Raw genomic sequence first — 16849 nt, forward strand, 5'->3', positions numbered from 1 at the left:
AAAACAACCAATTCAATAAAAAATAAACCGGTATCAACAAACTTGGCACACTATTGAGTTCTCAAACAACAGACACAATCCGAATACTTCTCGGAACAAATTCAACTGAATTTCGATGTTCCGCATTTCTTCGCTGCGATGTTTCTACTGTATTTCATTCATTTTCACTTTGCAAATCCAGGATTTCTCCCGAAATTCATCCAAAGTGAATCGAATATCCCCAAAGGGTCGATAAATTATCCGATTTACAGACTTTCGTCCAAACCGGATCATTCACAATTCAATGGGATTTTGTCGCAATTTGTCCGCATCAGCGGCAGCAACTCAGAAAACGATACACGCTCCCCCGGAGCCGCGCAAGTCGGCTGCGGAGGAGCGTGCAATAGTCAGCGTCGGCGCGCCTGCACCACGGCACAGAGCGGAACAAACCCGCCCCCACTGTGGAGTCTAGGGAACCGTCAGACCGTCACTTCGACGGTGGCCAGATTCTTCTTCCCGCGGCGCAACAACAGGTACCGGCCGTGAAGAAGTTCCGCCTGGTCGATCACGGCGTCGGGGTCGGTCACCTTGCTGTTGTTCACGTAGGCGCCGCCCTCCCCCACTGTGCGACGAGCAGCGGACTTGCTCTCGGACAGTCCCGAAGCGACCAAGAGGTCAACGATACCCAGGCCATCCGCGCCGATCGAGGCTGACGGCAGCTCGGCCGTGGCGGACGCCAAGGTAGCTTCATCCAGAACCGAGAGATCGCCATTGCCGAAAAGCGCGGCGGAAGCAGCGATCACTTTCTCCGTTGCGTCGACTCCGTGCACCAGCGACGTAACTTCATAGGCGAGCCTGCGCTGGCCCTCGCGCGCGAACGGGCGCTCGGCAACAGCGGCTCCAAGTTCCTCAATCTCGGAACGGCTAAGGAAAGTGAAGATCTTAAGGCGATCAACGACGTCGGCGTCTGCGGTGTTGAGCCAGAACTGGTAGAAGGCATACGGGCTGCACATGTGGGCGTCCAACCAAATGGCGTTGCCCTCGCTCTTGCCGAATTTGGTGCCGTCCGAATTGGTAATGAGGGGCGTGCCCAGGGCGTGGACAACCTTGCCGTCAACCTTACGGATCAGCTCCGTGCCACTCGTGAGGTTGCCCCACTGGTCCGAGCCGCCGGTTTGCAATACGCAGCCGTAATCGCGGTTGAGCTGGAGGTAGTCCATGCCCTGCAGGATCTGGTAGCTGAACTCGGTGTAGCTGATGCCTTCGTCGGAACTGAGACGGGAGGCGACGGCATCCTTGCGAAGCATGGTGCCCACCCGGAAATGCTTCCCGATTTCACGTAGGAAATCGATGGCACTCAGGGGCGCGGTCCAGTCAAGGTTGTTCACCATGCGTGCGGCGTTGTCGCCCTCGAAGCTGAGGAAGCGGCGGACCTGGACCTGAAGGTAGCCAACCCACTCCGAAACTGTGTCCTTCGTGTTCAAGGTGCGTTCCGCCGTCGGGCGCGGGTCGCCGATCAGTCCGGTGGAGCCGCCCACGAGGCCGAGCGGCTTGTGACCGGCCAGCTGGAGGCGACGCATGAGCAAAAGCTGGACCAAGTTGCCGAGGTGCAGGGACGGTGCCGTGGGGTCGAAGCCACAGTAATACGTGATCGGGTCCCCGGCGAGCAGCTTTTCCAATTCCGTTTCATCAGTGGAAACGTGGATAAGGCCGCGCCATTTGAGCTCTTGCCAGATATTGGCAAAGCCCGGGTCGTTGTGCTGGGACTCGAGATTGTTTACGTGTGACACGAGTTCTAAGTTAGCAGGATTGCCATTCAGCTTGCTTGTTTCCCTCAGCGCTCGATACCCGCGGGCAGCGGCGCGGCGGTAATGAGCCGGAGTCGCTGCGTCGGACGGGTCATGGCGACGTAGAGATCGCCCACCTTGCCGTGCTCGTGATTGAGCATGGCAGCGGGTTCCAGAACCACGACGCCGTCGAACTCGAGGCCCTTGGCTTCCTTCGGGCTGATGACCACGATGTCCTGGGAGTAGCTCCCCGCTCCGGTGCCCACGCGGTGGCCGTAGACGCCACGTAGGGCAGCTGCAGCGCGCGGCAGGAGGGCGCCGTCGGCGATCACGGCGAGGAGTCCGCCGTCGATCGCTTCCAGTTCCCCAGGAAGGATCGCGACGAGGCGGTCCACCATGTCCGCCTTGTCCACGCGGTCCACGATGGGCGACCATTTGCCTTCGCGGACGGCCTTGGGAGCCGAAACAACCAGGCCTGCACGGTTCGCCATGCGGACCGCCGCTTCGGCGATCTGCGAGGGGGTGCGGTAGTTGACGGTGAGTTCTTCGAGTTGCCAGCGGTCCCCGAACGACGGCGCGAGGGCACTCTGCCAGGAATTCGCACCGGCAGAGGAACTCGTCTGGGCGATATCGCCGACGATCGTGAAGGACTTCAACGGGCAGCGGCGGACCAAAAGCCGCCACTGCATGGGCGAGAGCTCCTGGGCTTCGTCCACCACGATGTGTCCGAACGCCCACGAACGATCGGTCGTGGCACGTTCTGCCGCCGTCAGGCGCGTCTCGCGCTCCTGGTTCTGATCGGCGAGTTCCTCGGCCGTCATCAGTACGTCGACGCCCATGGCCTCCATGTTGACCAAGGTCTGCTTGGCGTTGGCGATGTCGCGGGCACGATCGTGCTCTTGCTGCGCCAGTCCCCTGCCGGCGGCAGGATCCAGCTCTCCCAGAAGCTCAGCAGCCTCGTCGAGCAACGGAACATCGGCTTCCGTCCACGGGGCATCCGCAGGCCGCAGCAGCAACGCGCGCTGCGCCGGTGTGAGGTGCGGTGTGCAGGCTTCCAGGATGGAGGGCTTGCTGAAGAGCTCGGACACAAGTTTCTCGGGCGTCATGGGCATCCAGCACAGGTTCAAGACGATCCTGACGTCGCGTGCCGAGCGGACGTCTTCGGCGAGGTAGGAACGATCGGCGTTGTTGCCGATGTTCGACTCCTCGACGATCTCGGTCAGCTGCTCCGTGAGCTCGCGCAGCAGGATCTTAACAAACGTCACGCGTGCTTCGTTGTGGGGCTTGCCCGTGGCGCGCGCCCTGTCGCGGGCGCGGCGTACCTGCCGGACAGACAGCGTGAGCTTGCGGGAATCTACCTCGAGGATGCGGTCCTCCGCGGGAGTCCGCTGCCGGTTGGCCACGGCATTGGCGATGACACCCGCCATGTCCAGCTTGCCCTTGAGTGCTGCGACATCGGGATCCTGTTCAGGCACGGCATGGATCCCGGGCATGAGGCGTCCAAGGCTGGCCATGACGACGCCGGTCTCGCCGAGGGAAGGCAGGACCCGCTCGATGTAGTGCATGAACGACGACGACGGGCCAACGAGCAGCACTCCCGCGGACTTCAGGCGGTCACGGTGGGTGTACAGCAGGTAGGCGGCGCGGTGGAGCGCGACGGCCGTCTTGCCAGTACCGGGACCACCCTGGACAACCAAGGCACCCGAGATGGACGAACGGATAATGCGGTCCTGCTCGGACTGGATGGTGCCCACAATGTCCGACATACGCCCGGTGCGCTTGGAGTTCAGGGCCGCAAGCAGCGCGCCCTCGCCCTGAAGGGAGGCGTTGTCCGCCAGCATGCTGGCATCCAGGACATCGTCTTCGATTGCCTTGACCTCGCGGCCTTGCAGTATCAGGTGACGACGACGGCGGACGCCTTGCCGGTCGAAGGCCGTCGCCTGGTAGAAATGGCCGGCTTCCGGGGCGCGCCAGTCGACCATAAGCCGCTGGAGATCCGCCGTGGAGAGGCCGATGCGGCCAATGTACTGCGCCTCTCCGGTGTCCAGGTCAAGGCGCCCGAACACGAGACGGTCGTCAACGGCGTCGAGTTGGGCGAGGCGGTCCTCGTAAAGCGCCGCGAAGGCGTCGCGTTCGGAAACGTTTTGCATGGTGCCTACCGCACCGGCGCGCCGGACTTGCGCTAGCTGCTGGCGCTTTTCCTCCCGCAACTCATCCAGTCGCGAGTAAAGACCGGCCACGTACTCCCGTTCGTGGAGCAAATCAGCGTCGTGCATCGAAACGTTCCCCTATCGAAAAAGACGGACCGTCCATTCTACAGCGGTTTTGCTTGACGTGTGTGAAACAGCCCGCACGCCGGTACGTCACGCAATGTTCACTCAGAGCTAACCTGCAGAGCTTTTCTGTCCCTACCCGGTGGTGCTTAAATGCTGCAATGCAGCACGACGTTGCCCTGACCCGACACGGCATCAGCCTGGTTCCGCTCTCCCCCGCCCATGCCGGCCCACTGTTTGACTTCGTGGACTCCGGGATGTGGTCCGGCATGGCCGCCGAACAGCCTTTGAGCGCCGCGGAACTGGCCGAACTCTTCTCGGCCCGGCTCGAAGATCCCGCAACCATTCCGTTCGCCGTCGTCGAGCAGCGGACAGGAGCCCTGCTTGGAACCACCTCCCTGTGCGATTACAGTCCCCGACAGCAGCGCCTGGAGATCGGCGGGACCTTTTACGGGCGCCCCTTTTGGGGCAGCCACGTCAATCCGGCGGCGAAACAGCTGCTTCTGGCCTACTCCTTCGAAGTGCTGGACGTCCACCGGGTCGGGTTCCGCTGCGACGCGCGCAATACGCGCAGCGCCTCGGCCATTCAGCGGCTCGGCGCCAGCTACGAGGGCACGCTGCGCGGGCACCGCTTCGCTCCAGACGGCAGCCGCTGCGACACGGCCGTGTTCTCGATCCTGCAGGAGGAATGGCCCCAGGTGCGCGAGTCATTGCTTGGTCGCCTGGCGCCCTTCGAACTGCCAGACAACCACTGCGCGTATGTGGCCGAACCAACCCGGACCGAACACGCCGCTTGAGGGATACCTCCGGAGCTTCTAGACGGCGCGGCTGCGGCCCGGCTTGTAGCGGGACACCGTGGGGTCCCCGGAGAGCCAAAACCGCCAGGGGTAGTCGGCGGAACCGCCGTCGCCTGATACTCCCACCCGGAGACCGCTCGCAACTGCTGATCGCGCGGCCGGGGTAACCGGAAGTTCGAGGCCGAACGGCTCAGCCAAGGCATCGCGGCCGCTATCTGCTGTGGTCAGCCCCAAAGCGGAGGCAAGTCGGGCGGGTCCGCTGGCGAGGTCGGTCAGGGATCTCGACGCTGGACGGCGGGACTGTGCCAGGGCGTGCCCGGCCACCACCTCCCCTGCGCGCAACAGCAGCGCGGACGCAACGCCGTCGGGACCGCAGACAATGTTGGCGCAATAGTGCATGCCATACGTGAAGTACACGTAGAGATGGCCGGCCGGACCAAACATGGGCGCGTTCCGGACCGTGGGGCCGCCAAAGGTGTGGGATCCAGGATCGGGTTGGGCCGAGTCCCGCGGACCCAGATAGGCCTCGACCTCACTGATCCGGACGGATACCGTGCCCTCAGGAGTCTGGTGGCTCAGCACAGCGCCAAGGAGCAAAGGCGCTACATCCCGCGGATCTCCGGAAAGGATGGTCCTGATGGCTTCCGGAGCTGCACCCTGCGTTGTCATGCCCAGACCCTAGCAAGAATCCGCGAACTGCATCCGCCGCCGGCAATGTCCGATTTCCGCTAGAACGGGCCTTCCGATGCTGCGAGGATGGAGCAATGGACTTTTGGCAACGCTACCGTGCCATCGATGCGCGGGATCCCCGGTTCGATGGCCAGTTCTTCACCGCCGTCCGGTCGACGGGCATCTACTGCCGGCCGTCGTGCCCGGCCCGGACGCCGAAGGCCGAGAACGTGACGTTCTACGAAACCTCTGCCGCGGCGCACGAGGCCGGGTACAGGGCGTGCAAACGCTGCCTTCCGGAGGCCGTTCCGGGCACGCCCGCGTGGAACCTGCGCTCGGACGTCGCCGGCCGGGCAATGCGGCTCATCAACGATGGCGCGATCTCCCGGATGGGCGTCGAAGGACTCGCCACCAGGCTGGGCTACTCTTCCCGTCAGCTCAGCAGGATCCTCAGCCATGAGCTCGGTGCCGGTCCGCTGTCCCTGGCACGGGCCAGCCGGGCGCAGACGGCCAGGACACTCCTCGTGTCCACCTCGATGAAGCTCGCAGACGTGGCGTTCGCCGCCGGATTCAACAGCGTCCGCCAATTCAACGACACCATCAATGAAGTCTTTGCCCTGACCCCGACAGCGCTGCGGGCCACCGCGAAGCCTCTTGGCCAACAGGGCAGGCAGGCCGGGACTACTTCGCTGGCTCTCAACCTCCCGTTCCGGGAGCCTTTCGACACCGGGATTTTCGATTTCCTCGCCGCCCGCGCGGTTCCCGGCATCGAGCTGGCGAGTCCAACTACCTACGCGCGAGCCGTCCGCCTGCCGCGCGGCAATGCCTCGTTTACTGTGGAGTACGACGCCGGGGCGCGCGGCGGTGCGCTGACCCTCGCCGTCAGTGCCTTGGACCTTCACGATCTTCCAGTCCTTCTGAGCCGCGTGCGACGGTTGTTCGATCTCGACGCCGATCCCCTAGCCGTGGACGAGGCGCTGGCGGCCGATGCCCGGCTCTGCCCATCAGTGCGTGAGATCCCCGGGATCAGGGTCCCGGGCGCCGTGGACCCCCAGGAGCTGCTCATCCGGGCGATGATCGGCCAGCAAATCACGGTGGCGGCCGCGCGCACGGCTCTGACCCAGCTGTCCGACGCCGGAACCCGCCTGCCGGAAGGGCATGCCGGACATGCACTTGGCCTGGTTCGTTTGTTCCCCACGGCGGAGGAAATCGCCCGCTCAGGCCGGGAACTGCTGAGGGGCCCACAGCGCCGCATTGCTTCGGTGCTGTCCGCGGCGGAGGCGATGGCCAGCGGGGAACTCGACTTCGACTATGGCGACGGCCCCCAAACCCTCGCCGACAAGCTGCTGCCGCTGCCCGGCGTCGGACCCTGGACCGTCGGCTATGTGGCGATGCGGGTGATCGGCGATCCGGACGTTTTCCTGGCCAACGACGCCGCGGTCCGAAACGGACTCAAGAACCTGGCGGCCGCGGAGGGACTGCCGGCTGACTTCCGCAATGTGAGCCCGTGGCGTTCCTACGCCACGATGCACCTCTGGAGGGCAGCCGCCAGGAAACGCGGGAGCGCTAGTGCACCGCTGGAACGCTCGATGGCCACGGCAGCAACTCCGGCAAATCAACACCGTCCGCGTCGGCAGAAGCCCGCAGGCTCCCCAGGGTAGGCGTGCGGCCGGCGAGCCACGCCGCGATATCCGTGATCATGCCGTTGATAGCGACCGCCTGGCGCCCCGAGCCGATGACGAGTTGCGGAAGCCCCAAGGGTTGAAGCACGAATTTCTGGTCTGTCGGGACGCGGGCCGAGAGGAAATCGAAGAGGTGCTCACAAAACTGCGCGCTCCAGGTCTCCGGTCCGCGACCCATTCCCAGATCCGTGGCGTGGATGACCAGTTCGCGCCAAAGCGCCAAACCGCCGTCGAGCACTGTTCCGTTCCGGAAGCTGATCCGGGTGTTCCAGCCGGACTCCACGAGTCCGTCGAAGGCCCTCAGTGCCCGGGCGAGTGCGGTCTCCGTGGCGGTACGGTGTTCGGCGAGGCTGTGGCTGGCTGCGAGCTCAATGGCCTTCGTACGGCCCTCGTAACCGCCGTCGTAGATGTCGATGGTCTCGCCGCGGGCGGCGTATTCCAGCTGCCGGGCCATGGCGTTGGAGATGCCGGCAATATGCGCCAGCACGTGGCCGCGGGTCCATCCGGGCAGTTGGGAGGGAGCTTTGACATCGGCGTCGTTGAGCTTGGAGACGACTTCGGTGACAGTGCCGGCTGCTTTGTGGAGCTCGGCAAGAAGCGCTGAGGTAGTGATCTCGGTCATAGCGCCATAGTATCCGACAGAGTTAACCGCGCTGTTAACGAGGATTAACTGACAACGCCCCCTCAGCTTGGCATGAAAATCACCGGCGCTCCTGCACTTGCTGAAGGAGCGTTGGCCGAAACCATGCCAAAGCTGAGGGAGCGTCCGGGACGCTAGCCTGCGTACTCGCGCACGCGGTCGAGTTCAGCCTTGAGCGCCGTCATTTGGCGTTCGACGGCGGCCGGTGCCGTGCCGCCCTGCGAGTTGCGGCTGTTGAGCGAACCTTCGGTGCTGAGCACGGAGCGGACCGCCGGGGTCAGGTGCTCCGAAATGCTCGCGTACTCCTCGTCGGTCAGGTCCCAGAGCTCAACGCTGCGTCCCTCAGCCAGCTTCACCGCGGAACCGGAGAGCTCGTGGGCCTCCCGGAACGGCACGCCCTGGCGGACAAGCCACTCGGCGATGTCCGTGGCAAGTGCGAAGCCCTGCGGTGCCAGGGAAGCCATGCGCTCAGTGTTGAATGTGAGCGTCGCGATCATGCCGGAGACCGCAGGGAGCAGCACCTCCAAGGTGTCCGCGGCGTCGAAGACCGGTTCCTTGTCTTCCTGCAGATCGCGGTTGTAGGCGAGCGGCAGGCCCTTGAGCGTCGCCAACAGGCCGGCCAGGTTGCCGATGAGGCGCCCTGCCTTGCCGCGGGCGAGTTCGGCGACGTCCGGGTTCTTCTTCTGCGGCATGATCGAAGACCCCGTGGAGTACGAATCGTGAAGCGTCACGAAGGAGAACTCCTTGGTGGCCCACAGAATGACTTCCTCGGAGACCCGCGACAAGTCGATGCCGATCATCGAGCAGATCCACGCGAACTCGGCGAAGACATCGCGGGAGGCGGTGCCGTCGATCGAGTTGTGCACCGCCGAGAAGAAGCCGAGGTCCGCAGCGACGGCCTCGGGATCCAGGCCCAGCGAGGAACCCGCCAAGGCACCGGAACCGTACGGTGAAATGCCGGCCCTCTTGTCCCAATCCTGGAACCGCTGCACATCGCGCAGCAGGGCCCAGGCGTGGGCCAGCAGGTGGTGACTCAGCAGGACGGGCTGGGCGTGCTGCAGGTGGGTCCGGCCAGGCATGGCAACGCCCTGGTGGGCCTTGGCCTGCTCCACGAGGGCATCAATCGTGGCGAGCACGCCGCGGGCAATGATGCGGGCGTGGTCGCGCAGGAACATGCGGCCCAACGTGGCCACCTGGTCGTTGCGCGAACGCCCTGCCCGGAGCTTGCCGCCCAAGTGGGTTCCAGCCCGCTCGATGAGTCCGCGTTCCAGGGAACCATGGACGTCCTCATCGCTCTCGGCAGGCTGGTAGGCGCCGCTCGCGACGTCGTCATCCAGCTGGGTGAGCGCTGCGAGCATGCCTTCGAGTTCGCCGTCGTCCAGCAGCCCCGCTTTGTGCAGCACGCGCGCATGTGCCTTGGAACCGGCGATGTCGTAGCGGGCCAGCCGCCAGTCAAAATGCGTGGACTTGCTCAGCGCAGCAAGGGCATCTGCGGGGCCGCCCGCGAACCGGCCACCCCACAGAGCGCCTTCATTTGTTGCCGACGTCATTATTGGCCTGACACGCGCAGGTCGCGGCCTGCGGCAACCTTGGAGGACATGCCCCACAGCTCGATGAAGCCCTTGGCCTGCGACTGGTCGAAAGTGTCGCCGGTGTCGTAGGTGGCGAGGTCGAAGTCGTAGAGCGAGGTTTCCGAGCGGCGGCCGTTGACGATGGCCTGTCCACCGTGCAGGACCATGCGGATGTCCCCGGAAACGTATCGCTGGGTGTCTTCGATGAAGGCGTCCAGGGAACGCTTGAGCGGGGAGAACCACTGGCCGTCGTAGACCAGTTCGGACCAACGCTGGCCGACAGTGGCCTTGAAGCGGGCCTGCTCGCGCTCGATGGTGACGTCTTCGAGGTGCTTGTGCGCGGTGATAAGGGCCATTGCACCCGGAGCTTCGTAGATTTCGCGGGACTTGATGCCAACAAGGCGATCCTCGACGACGTCGATGCGGCCGACGCCCTGGGCACCGGCGCGGCGGTTCAGTTCCTGGATGACCTGGAGCGGAGTGCGCTTGACGCCGTCGACAGCAACGGGCACGCCCGCTTCGAAGGTGATGGTGACCTCGTCCGGTGCCGGCGGGAACTCCGGGGTGGCCGTGTAGTCGTAGATGTCCTTGGTGGGAGCGTTCCAGATGTCCTCGAGGTAGCCGGTCTCGACGGCGCGTCCCCAGACGTTCTGGTCGATCGAGTAAGGGTTCTTCTTGGTGGTCTCGATCGGCAGTCCCTTTTCCTCGGCGAAGGCAATGGCCTTGTCGCGGGTAAGGGCGAGGTCGCGGACGGGGGCGATGCACTTCAAGTCCGGGCCGAGGGTCTGGATGCCCACTTCGAAGCGGACCTGGTCGTTGCCCTTGCCGGTGCAGCCGTGCGCCACCGTGGTGGCACCGAATTCACGGGCGGCCTTGACCAGGTGCTTGACGATCACCGGGCGGGAGATGGCCGAGACCAGCGGGTAGTGGCCCTGGTAGAGGGCGTTGGCCTTCAGCGTGGGCATGGCGTATTCGTTCGCGAACTCGTCGCGGGCGTCGGCCACGTAGGCCTCGACTGCGCCGCAGCCGAGGGCACGCTGGCGGATGGTCTCCAGCGACTCGCCACCCTGTCCGACGTCGACCGCCACGGCGATGACCTCGGCACCGGTGGCTTCACCGATCCAGCCGATGGCTACGGAAGTATCAAGGCCACCGGAGTAGGCCAGAACAATGCGCTCAGTCACGAGAGTGCTCCTTTGTTGTTGCTTGGTTCTTTTGAGTCAAGTGCTTGGGACCGGCCCGAAGGCCGGAATGGTTCAGTTACCGGACCGGGCTAGTTTCCCGGTCCGGCTTCCTGGGCCAGTTGGAGGAATCGGGCTGCCAATTCGGCCCCGCCGCCGGGATCCCTGGCAACCAAAAGCAAGGTGTCGTCGCCTGCGATCGTACCCAATACAGACGGCATCACCGAGTGGTCGATGGCCAGGGCCAGGAAGTTGGCGGCACCCGGCGGCGTCCGCAGCACCACGATATTGCCCGAAGCCTCCGCGGTGACCAGCAGCTCCCCGCAAAGCCGGGACAAGCGCGCGTCCAGGATTTCCTGGGTGACACCGCTCTTGGCATTGCGGTCACCACCCTCGCCGGGCACCGCGTAGACCAGTGCACCGTCCTTGCCGCGCACGCGCACCGCCCCCAGTTCCACCAGGTCCCTGGAGAGGGTCGCCTGGGTGACCTGGACGCCGTCGTCCGCCAGAAGGGCTGCGAGCTCTGCCTGCGAGCGCACGGACTCACCCGTCAGGATCGCGGTGATCCGCGCCTGCCGGGCAGTCTTGGTGGCGGGGCTGGCGCCATGCGACGCCGGATGGGTGGACACTAGAACGTGCTCTCCGCAGCGCCTCTTCCAGGAGAAACAGCGCCTTCAACGGGGGAAAGCCCGTCGACGAATGCGAGTCCCGATCTGTGCATGAGCCAGGCCATGAGCGCCTTCTGGGCGTGCAAGCGGTTCTCGGCTTCGTCCCAGACGATGGACTGTGGTCCATCGATAACGCCTGCGGAGATTTCGTAGCCGCGGTAGGCGGGCAGGCAATGAAGCACGACGGCGTCCGGTGAGGCTAGCTCCATGGCGGCCTCGTTCACGGAGTACTCGCGGAAGAGCTGCATCCGGGCTTCCTTTTCGGCTTCCTGCCCCATGGACACCCACGTGTCTGTGGCGACGACGTCGGCCCCCCGAAGGGCTTCTGCGGCGTCAGTAGTGATGAGCACGGAACCACCGGTCTCTGCGGCCCGTTCCTCGGCTGCAGCCACGATGTCAGCGGCCGGCAGATAGCCCTCCGGCCCTGAGATCCTGACGTGCATCCCCGCCGTGACGCCCGCCAGGAGGTACGAGTTCGCCATGTTGTTCGCGGCGTCGCCGAGGTAGGCCATGGTGAGTCCGGCAAGTTCGCCCTTGTGCTCCTTGACCGCCAGGAGGTCTGCCAGGAGCTGGCACGGGTGGTAATCGTCGCAGAGAGCGTTGATGACGGGAACCTTGGAGTTCTCGGCCATCGCCACGAGGCCGGAGTGGGCGCCGGTGCGCCAGACGATGGTCGAAACCATGCGTTCGAGTACCTTCGCGGTGTCCTCAACGGACTCCTTGTGGCCGATCTGAGCCTCGCCCGGATTGATGATGAGCGCGTTGCCGCCCATGTCCGCGATGCCGGTGGCAAAGGAGACCCGGGTTCGGGTGGAGGTCTTGTCGAAGATGACAGCGACGGTCTTGCGTCCGTTGCCGTCCGCTGCGAACGGTTGGACGCTGTACGGTGCGGCCTTCATCCGGACGGCGAGTTCCAGCACTTCGGCTTGCTCGGCCGGTGTGAGGTCCGTGTCTTTGAGGAAGTGGCGGGTGGTGTTCACTGGGCGTCCTTCGCGGTCAGGGGTGCAGCGGTCTGGGGTGCAGTGGTCTGGGGTGCAGTGGTCTGGGCGGCTGCCGCCCGGATGATGCCCGGCAGCGCCTCGAGGAAACGGTCGGCTTGTTCCGTCGTCAGGATGAGTGGCGGAGCCAGCCGGATGGTGCGCGGGCCGGGGCTGTTGATGATGAAACCAGCGTCGAGCGCGGCGATCACCATGGCAGGCGCGATCTCGGCGTCGAGATCGAAACCGATCAGGAGGCCTTCCCCGCGGACTTCCGTGACGCCGTCGACGTCGGACAGGCCGGCGCGCAGCAGCGCGCCGACGGTGAGCACGTTTTCCAGTACGCCCTGGCTTTCGATGGCATGCAAGGTGGCGAGGGCGGCGGCCGTGGCCACCGGGTTCCCGCCGAACGTGGTGCCGTGCTGGCCCGCTGTCAGGAGCGACGACGTCGGCTCTCCGAAGGTGATGAGCGCGCCAACCGGGAAGCCTCCGCCCAGGCCCTTGGCGAGGGTCACGGCGTCGGGGACGATTCCGGCATCTTCGCTGGCCAGCCACTTGCCGGTGCGCCCGATGCCGGTCTGGACCTCGTCCAGGATCAGCAGCGCGCCGGCAGCGGTGGTGGCTTCGCGTGCCGCGAGAAGGTATTCGACGCTGAGCGGGCGGACGCCCGCCTCGCCCTGGATGGGCTCGAGGAACACGGCCGCGGTCGTTTCGTCGACGGCGGCGCGGAGGGCTTCGATGTCGCCGAAGGGGATGTGGACCACGCCGCCGGGCAACGGTTCGAAGGGCGCCCGGTAGGCTTCCTTGGCGGTCAGGGCCAAGGCGCCCATCGTGCGGCCGTGGAAGGCGCCTTCTAGGGCGATGATCTTGGTGCGCTTGGCTGATTTTGCACCGGCCGGCGCTTCACTGTTGCGCCTGGCCAGCTTGAACGCGGCCTCATTGGCTTCGGTCCCGGAGTTGGCGAAAAATACCTTGGAACCCGCGGGCGCGTTGGTGATGGACAGGAGCTTCTCAGCCAGCGCGATCTGCGTGGGGCTCGTGAAGAAGTTGGAGACGTGCCCCAGCGTGGCGAGCTGGCTGGAGATGACCGACGTGACGAAGGGGTGGGCGTGGCCCAGCGCGTTGACGGCAATGCCGCCCAGGAGGTCGAGGTATTCCTTGCCGTCGGCGTCCCACACAAGGGCCCCTGCACCGCGGACCAAAACACGCTGTGGGGTGCCGAACACGCCCATAAGTGACGAAGAGTAGCGGGCCAGCCAGTCGCTTCCCGTGCTGTGCCCGGCTATAGCGTCTGCGGGCGTTTCGACCAGTTCTGCTTCGTTGGCGTTCATGAGTTCACTTCCTCGTCGGGGACAACCTGGGTTCCGATGCCCGCGGCCGTAAAGGTTTCCAGGAGCATGGAGTGCGGCAAGCGGCCATCCACGATGTGCGCACGCTCCACGCCTTCATCAATGGCTTTCAGGCAGGCCGCCATTTTGGGGATCATGCCGGACTCCAGCTGCGGCAACATCTCCCGCAATTCCGTGGCCGTCAGCGAAGAGATGAGCGAGGACTTGTCCGGCCAGTTGGCATAGAGTCCCTCGACGTCGGTCAGGATGACGAGCTTTGACGCGCCCAGCGCAGCGGCGACCGCAGCTGCAGCCGTGTCCGCGTTGACGTTGAGGACCTGGCCGGTGGTGGAGCCTGTGCCGTCCCCTTCGTCAATGATCTCGGGGGCAACCGTGGAAATCACCGGGATGCGGCCGGCGCCGAGGATGTCCTCAATACCCGTGGGATCAACGCCCACTACCTCGCCCACCAGGCCGAGGTCTATTTCCTCGCCATCCACGACGGTGCCTGTGCGCACGGCGCGCAGCAGGCCGCCGTCTTCACCGGACATGCCGACTGCATAGGGTCCGTGGGAGTTGATAAGACCAACGAGTTCGCGTCCCACTTGTCCGGTGAGCACCATGCGGACCACGTCCATGGCCTCGGGGGTAGTGACGCGCAGGCCGCCCTTGAATTCGGATTCAATGCCGAGCCTGCCGAGCATCGAATTGATTTGCGGGCCGCCACCGTGCACCACGACGGGGTGGATACCCACGTGGTGCAGGAAGACGATGTCCTCGGCGAAGGCGCGGCGGAGTTCCTCGTTGACCATGGCGTTTCCGCCGTACTTGATCACCATGGTGGTGCCAGCGAAGCGCTGGATCCAGGGCAACGCCTCAATCAGGGTCGCCGCCTTGTCCTGGGCATCACGCATGGACGTGTTTTCGCGGGTGTGCGCAGTCATGGTCATCCCCGTCTAGCTCGAGTAGGCGCTGTTCTCGTGCACGTAGTCGTGCGTGAGGTCGTTGGTCCAGATAGTGGCCTCCGCGTCGCCTGCCTGCAGGTCGATTTCCACAAGTACCTCGCGGGGCTCAAGATCCACGAGGTTGCGGTCCTCGCCGATGCCGCCGTTACGGCAGATCTGGATGCCGTTCATGGAGACGTTGAGCTGGTCCGGTTCGAAGACGGCGTCCGTGGTGCCCACCGAGGACAGGACCCGGCCCCAGTTCGGGTCCTTGCCGAAGATGGCGGTCTTGAAGAGGTTGGAGCGGGCCACGGAACGGCTGACGATTTCGGCGTCACGTTCGCTGGCCGCGTTGAACGTACGGATGGCAATGTCGTGGCTGGCGCCTTCGGCGTCGCCGATCAGCTTGCGGGCAAGTTCGGCGCACACCTGGGTGATGCCGGAACCAAGCTGTTCCGCGGACGGGATGGCCTCGGAGGCCCCGGAGGCCAGCAAGACGACGGTGTCGTTGGTGGACATGCAGCCGTCCGAGTCCGTCCGGTCGAAGGTGACGCGCGTGGCGTCGCGGAGCACGACGTCGAGCTCTTCCGCCGGGACCTGTGCATCCGTGGTGAGCACCACCAGCATTGTTGCAAGGCCCGGCGCGAGCATGCCGGCACCCTTCGCGATGCCCCCGACAGTGAAGGTCTTGCCTTCGGCGTCGGTGCCGGTGAAGACAGCTTCCTTGGCAACGCTGTCCGTGGTCATGATCGCCGTAGCGGCGGCCAGGCCGCCGTCGTCGGAAAGCTCCGCAAAAGCTGCGTCAATGCCGGGGATGATCTTGTCCATGGGGAGCTGCTCACCGATGAGGCCGGTGGAGCAGACCACGACGTCGGAGGCGGAGATCCCGAGGACAGCCGCCACTTTTTCTGCGGTTGAGTGCGTATTTTGGAATCCCAGTGGCCCCGTGCAGGCGTTTGCCCCGCCGGAATTCAGCACCACTGCATCCACGCGCCCGTCGGAGACCACTTGGCGGGACCAATGCACGGGGGCCGCGGCCACGCGGTTGGAGGTGAAAACGGCTGCTGCCGCTTTGAGGGGGCCGTCGTTGACGACCAAGGCGAGGTCAGGATTGCCCGACGCCTTGATGCCTGCTTTGACGCCGGCGGCCCGGAATCCCTGGGGGGCGGTGATGGTCACGGTGCAACTCCTTGGACGTTGAGGCCGGCGGATTCGTCCAGGCCGAGGGCGATATTCATGGACTGCACAGCGCCGCCGGCGGTCCCCTTGGTCAGATTGTCGATGGCGCACGTGACAATCACGCGGCCGGAGTGTTCGTCGAAAGCCAACTGCATGACTGCATGGTTGGAGCCCTGCACCGACTTGGTGGTGGGCCACTGGCCTTCAGGAAGCAGGTGGACGAAGGGTTCGTCGTCGTAGGCTTCGGCCCAGGCACTGCGGAGTTCGGCTGCGGTGACGCCTTCCTTGACCTTGGCCGTTGCCGTGCTCAGGATGCCGCGGCTCATGGGAGCAAGGGTGGGAGTGAAGGACACGGTGACTTGTTCACCGGCGGCATTGGAAAGCCCTTGCTCGATCTCGGGGGTGTGGCGGTGGCCGCCGCCCACACCGTAGGGGCTCATGGAGCCCATGACTTCGGAGCCGATGAGGTTGACCTTGGCTGCCTTGCCGGCACCCGAGGTGCCGGAGGCCGAAACAATCACGACGTCGTCCGGTTGGAGGAGCTTGTTGGCGAAGCCGGGCGTGAGGGCGAGAAGGGCCGACGTCGGGTAGCACCCGGGTACCGCAATGCGCTTGGCGCCTTTGAGGGCTTCACGCTGGCCTGGGAGTTCCGGCAGCCCATAGGGCCAGGTGCCCGCGTGGGCCGAGCCGTAGAACTTTTCCCACGCCAGGGGGTCTTCGAGCCGGTGGTCCGCGCCGGCGTCGATCACCAGCGTGCCTTCCGGCAGCTGCGCGGCGATCTCGGCGGAGGCTCCGTGCGGGAGCGCCAGGAACACGACGTCGTGGCCGGCGAGGTTCTCCACGCTGGTGTCTTCGAGAATCCGGCTGGCCAAACCATGGAGATGCGGCTGCAACTCCCCTAGTCTGGAACCGGCATTGCTGTGCGCGGTGATGGCACCGATGGTGACATCCGGATGGCCTGCCAGGAGGCGCAACACCTCACCACCGGCGTAGCCGCTGGCACCGGAGACGGCAACAGAAATAGTCATGGCAAAACTATACAGCAAAAATATTCATGGTTGCCGATATTTATGCATGACATTTTGAAGCCCTCGTCGAGGGCAGGTCCCGACGCAGCTCACTTGGAGGCGTATGCTGAATAGAGGGTGATCTAGACCGTGCAGCCGATCGTCGG

Annotated in this window: 14 protein-coding genes; 2 read left to right on the forward strand and 12 right to left on the reverse strand. The window is 64.9% G+C overall.

Annotation, left to right across the window (positions count from 1 at the left end; translation table 11 throughout):
- Positions 1-458: 458 nt before the first annotated feature.
- Positions 459-1769: a tyrosine--tRNA ligase gene (tyrS, locus tag OOZ51_RS06060; RefSeq protein WP_265978305.1), complete on the reverse strand. Its 1311-nt coding sequence runs from the start codon at positions 1767-1769 to the stop codon at positions 459-461.
- Between the two features lie 44 nt (positions 1770-1813).
- Complete coding sequence (locus OOZ51_RS06065; protein WP_265978306.1) at positions 1814-4042, reverse strand: helicase domain-containing protein; 2229 nt, start codon at positions 4040-4042, stop codon at positions 1814-1816.
- 158 nt (positions 4043-4200) lie between these two features.
- Between OOZ51_RS06065 and OOZ51_RS06070 the strand changes: the two genes are divergently transcribed.
- Positions 4201-4836 (forward strand): GNAT family N-acetyltransferase, encoded by a 636-nt coding sequence (locus OOZ51_RS06070; protein ID WP_265978308.1) that lies wholly within the window; start codon positions 4201-4203, stop codon positions 4834-4836.
- Between the two features lie 18 nt (positions 4837-4854).
- Here OOZ51_RS06070 and OOZ51_RS06075 read toward each other — a convergent pair whose 3' ends face one another.
- Positions 4855-5505 carry a DNA-3-methyladenine glycosylase gene (locus OOZ51_RS06075; RefSeq protein WP_265978309.1) on the reverse strand — a complete coding sequence of 217 codons (651 nt, stop codon included), beginning with the start codon at positions 5503-5505 and terminating at the stop codon, positions 4855-4857.
- A 95-nt stretch (positions 5506-5600) separates the two neighbouring features.
- On the opposite strand from OOZ51_RS06075, the gene OOZ51_RS06080 reads away from it, so the two are divergent.
- Positions 5601-7166, forward strand: coding sequence for an AlkA N-terminal domain-containing protein (locus OOZ51_RS06080; protein ID WP_265978310.1), 1566 nt, complete (start codon positions 5601-5603; stop codon positions 7164-7166).
- Here the strand turns inward: OOZ51_RS06080 and OOZ51_RS06085 are convergent.
- The 9 genes from OOZ51_RS06085 to argC form a co-directional block, all read right to left on the reverse strand.
- Positions 7072-7809 (reverse strand): maleylpyruvate isomerase family mycothiol-dependent enzyme, encoded by a 738-nt coding sequence (locus OOZ51_RS06085; RefSeq protein WP_265978311.1) that lies wholly within the window; start codon positions 7807-7809, stop codon positions 7072-7074. The two genes, OOZ51_RS06080 and OOZ51_RS06085, sit on opposite strands and share 95 nt — an antisense overlap.
- A gap of 152 nt (positions 7810-7961) precedes the next feature.
- A complete protein-coding gene (argH, locus tag OOZ51_RS06090; RefSeq protein WP_265978313.1) occupies positions 7962-9377 on the reverse strand; it encodes an argininosuccinate lyase in 1416 nt (471 codons plus the stop codon).
- Positions 9377-10582, reverse strand: a complete 1206-nt coding sequence (locus OOZ51_RS06095; protein WP_265978315.1) for an argininosuccinate synthase — start codon at positions 10580-10582, stop codon at positions 9377-9379. Before OOZ51_RS06095 ends, argH begins: the two co-directional genes overlap by 1 nt.
- A gap of 89 nt (positions 10583-10671) precedes the next feature.
- A complete protein-coding gene (locus OOZ51_RS06100) occupies positions 10672-11208 on the reverse strand; it encodes an arginine repressor (protein WP_265978317.1) in 537 nt (178 codons plus the stop codon).
- Complete coding sequence (gene argF, locus OOZ51_RS06105; protein ID WP_265978319.1) at positions 11208-12227, reverse strand: ornithine carbamoyltransferase; 1020 nt, start codon at positions 12225-12227, stop codon at positions 11208-11210. The genes OOZ51_RS06100 and argF overlap by 1 nt, the downstream gene beginning before the upstream one ends.
- On the reverse strand, positions 12224-13555 hold the full coding sequence (locus tag OOZ51_RS06110; RefSeq protein WP_265978320.1) for an acetylornithine transaminase: 1332 nt from the start codon (positions 13553-13555) through the stop codon (positions 12224-12226). Before OOZ51_RS06110 ends, argF begins: the two co-directional genes overlap by 4 nt.
- Positions 13552-14496, reverse strand: coding sequence for an acetylglutamate kinase (gene argB, locus OOZ51_RS06115; protein WP_265978321.1), 945 nt, complete (start codon positions 14494-14496; stop codon positions 13552-13554). Before argB ends, OOZ51_RS06110 begins: the two co-directional genes overlap by 4 nt.
- A 12-nt stretch (positions 14497-14508) precedes the next feature.
- A complete protein-coding gene (gene argJ, locus OOZ51_RS06120; protein WP_265978323.1) occupies positions 14509-15675 on the reverse strand; it encodes a bifunctional glutamate N-acetyltransferase/amino-acid acetyltransferase ArgJ in 1167 nt (388 codons plus the stop codon).
- Positions 15672-16703 (reverse strand): N-acetyl-gamma-glutamyl-phosphate reductase, encoded by a 1032-nt coding sequence (gene argC / locus OOZ51_RS06125; protein WP_265978324.1) that lies wholly within the window; start codon positions 16701-16703, stop codon positions 15672-15674. Before argC ends, argJ begins: the two co-directional genes overlap by 4 nt.
- Positions 16704-16849: the final 146 nt, after the last annotated feature.

Source organism: Arthrobacter rhizophilus, assembly GCF_026241105.1.
GTDB lineage: Bacteria > Actinomycetota > Actinomycetes > Actinomycetales > Micrococcaceae > Arthrobacter.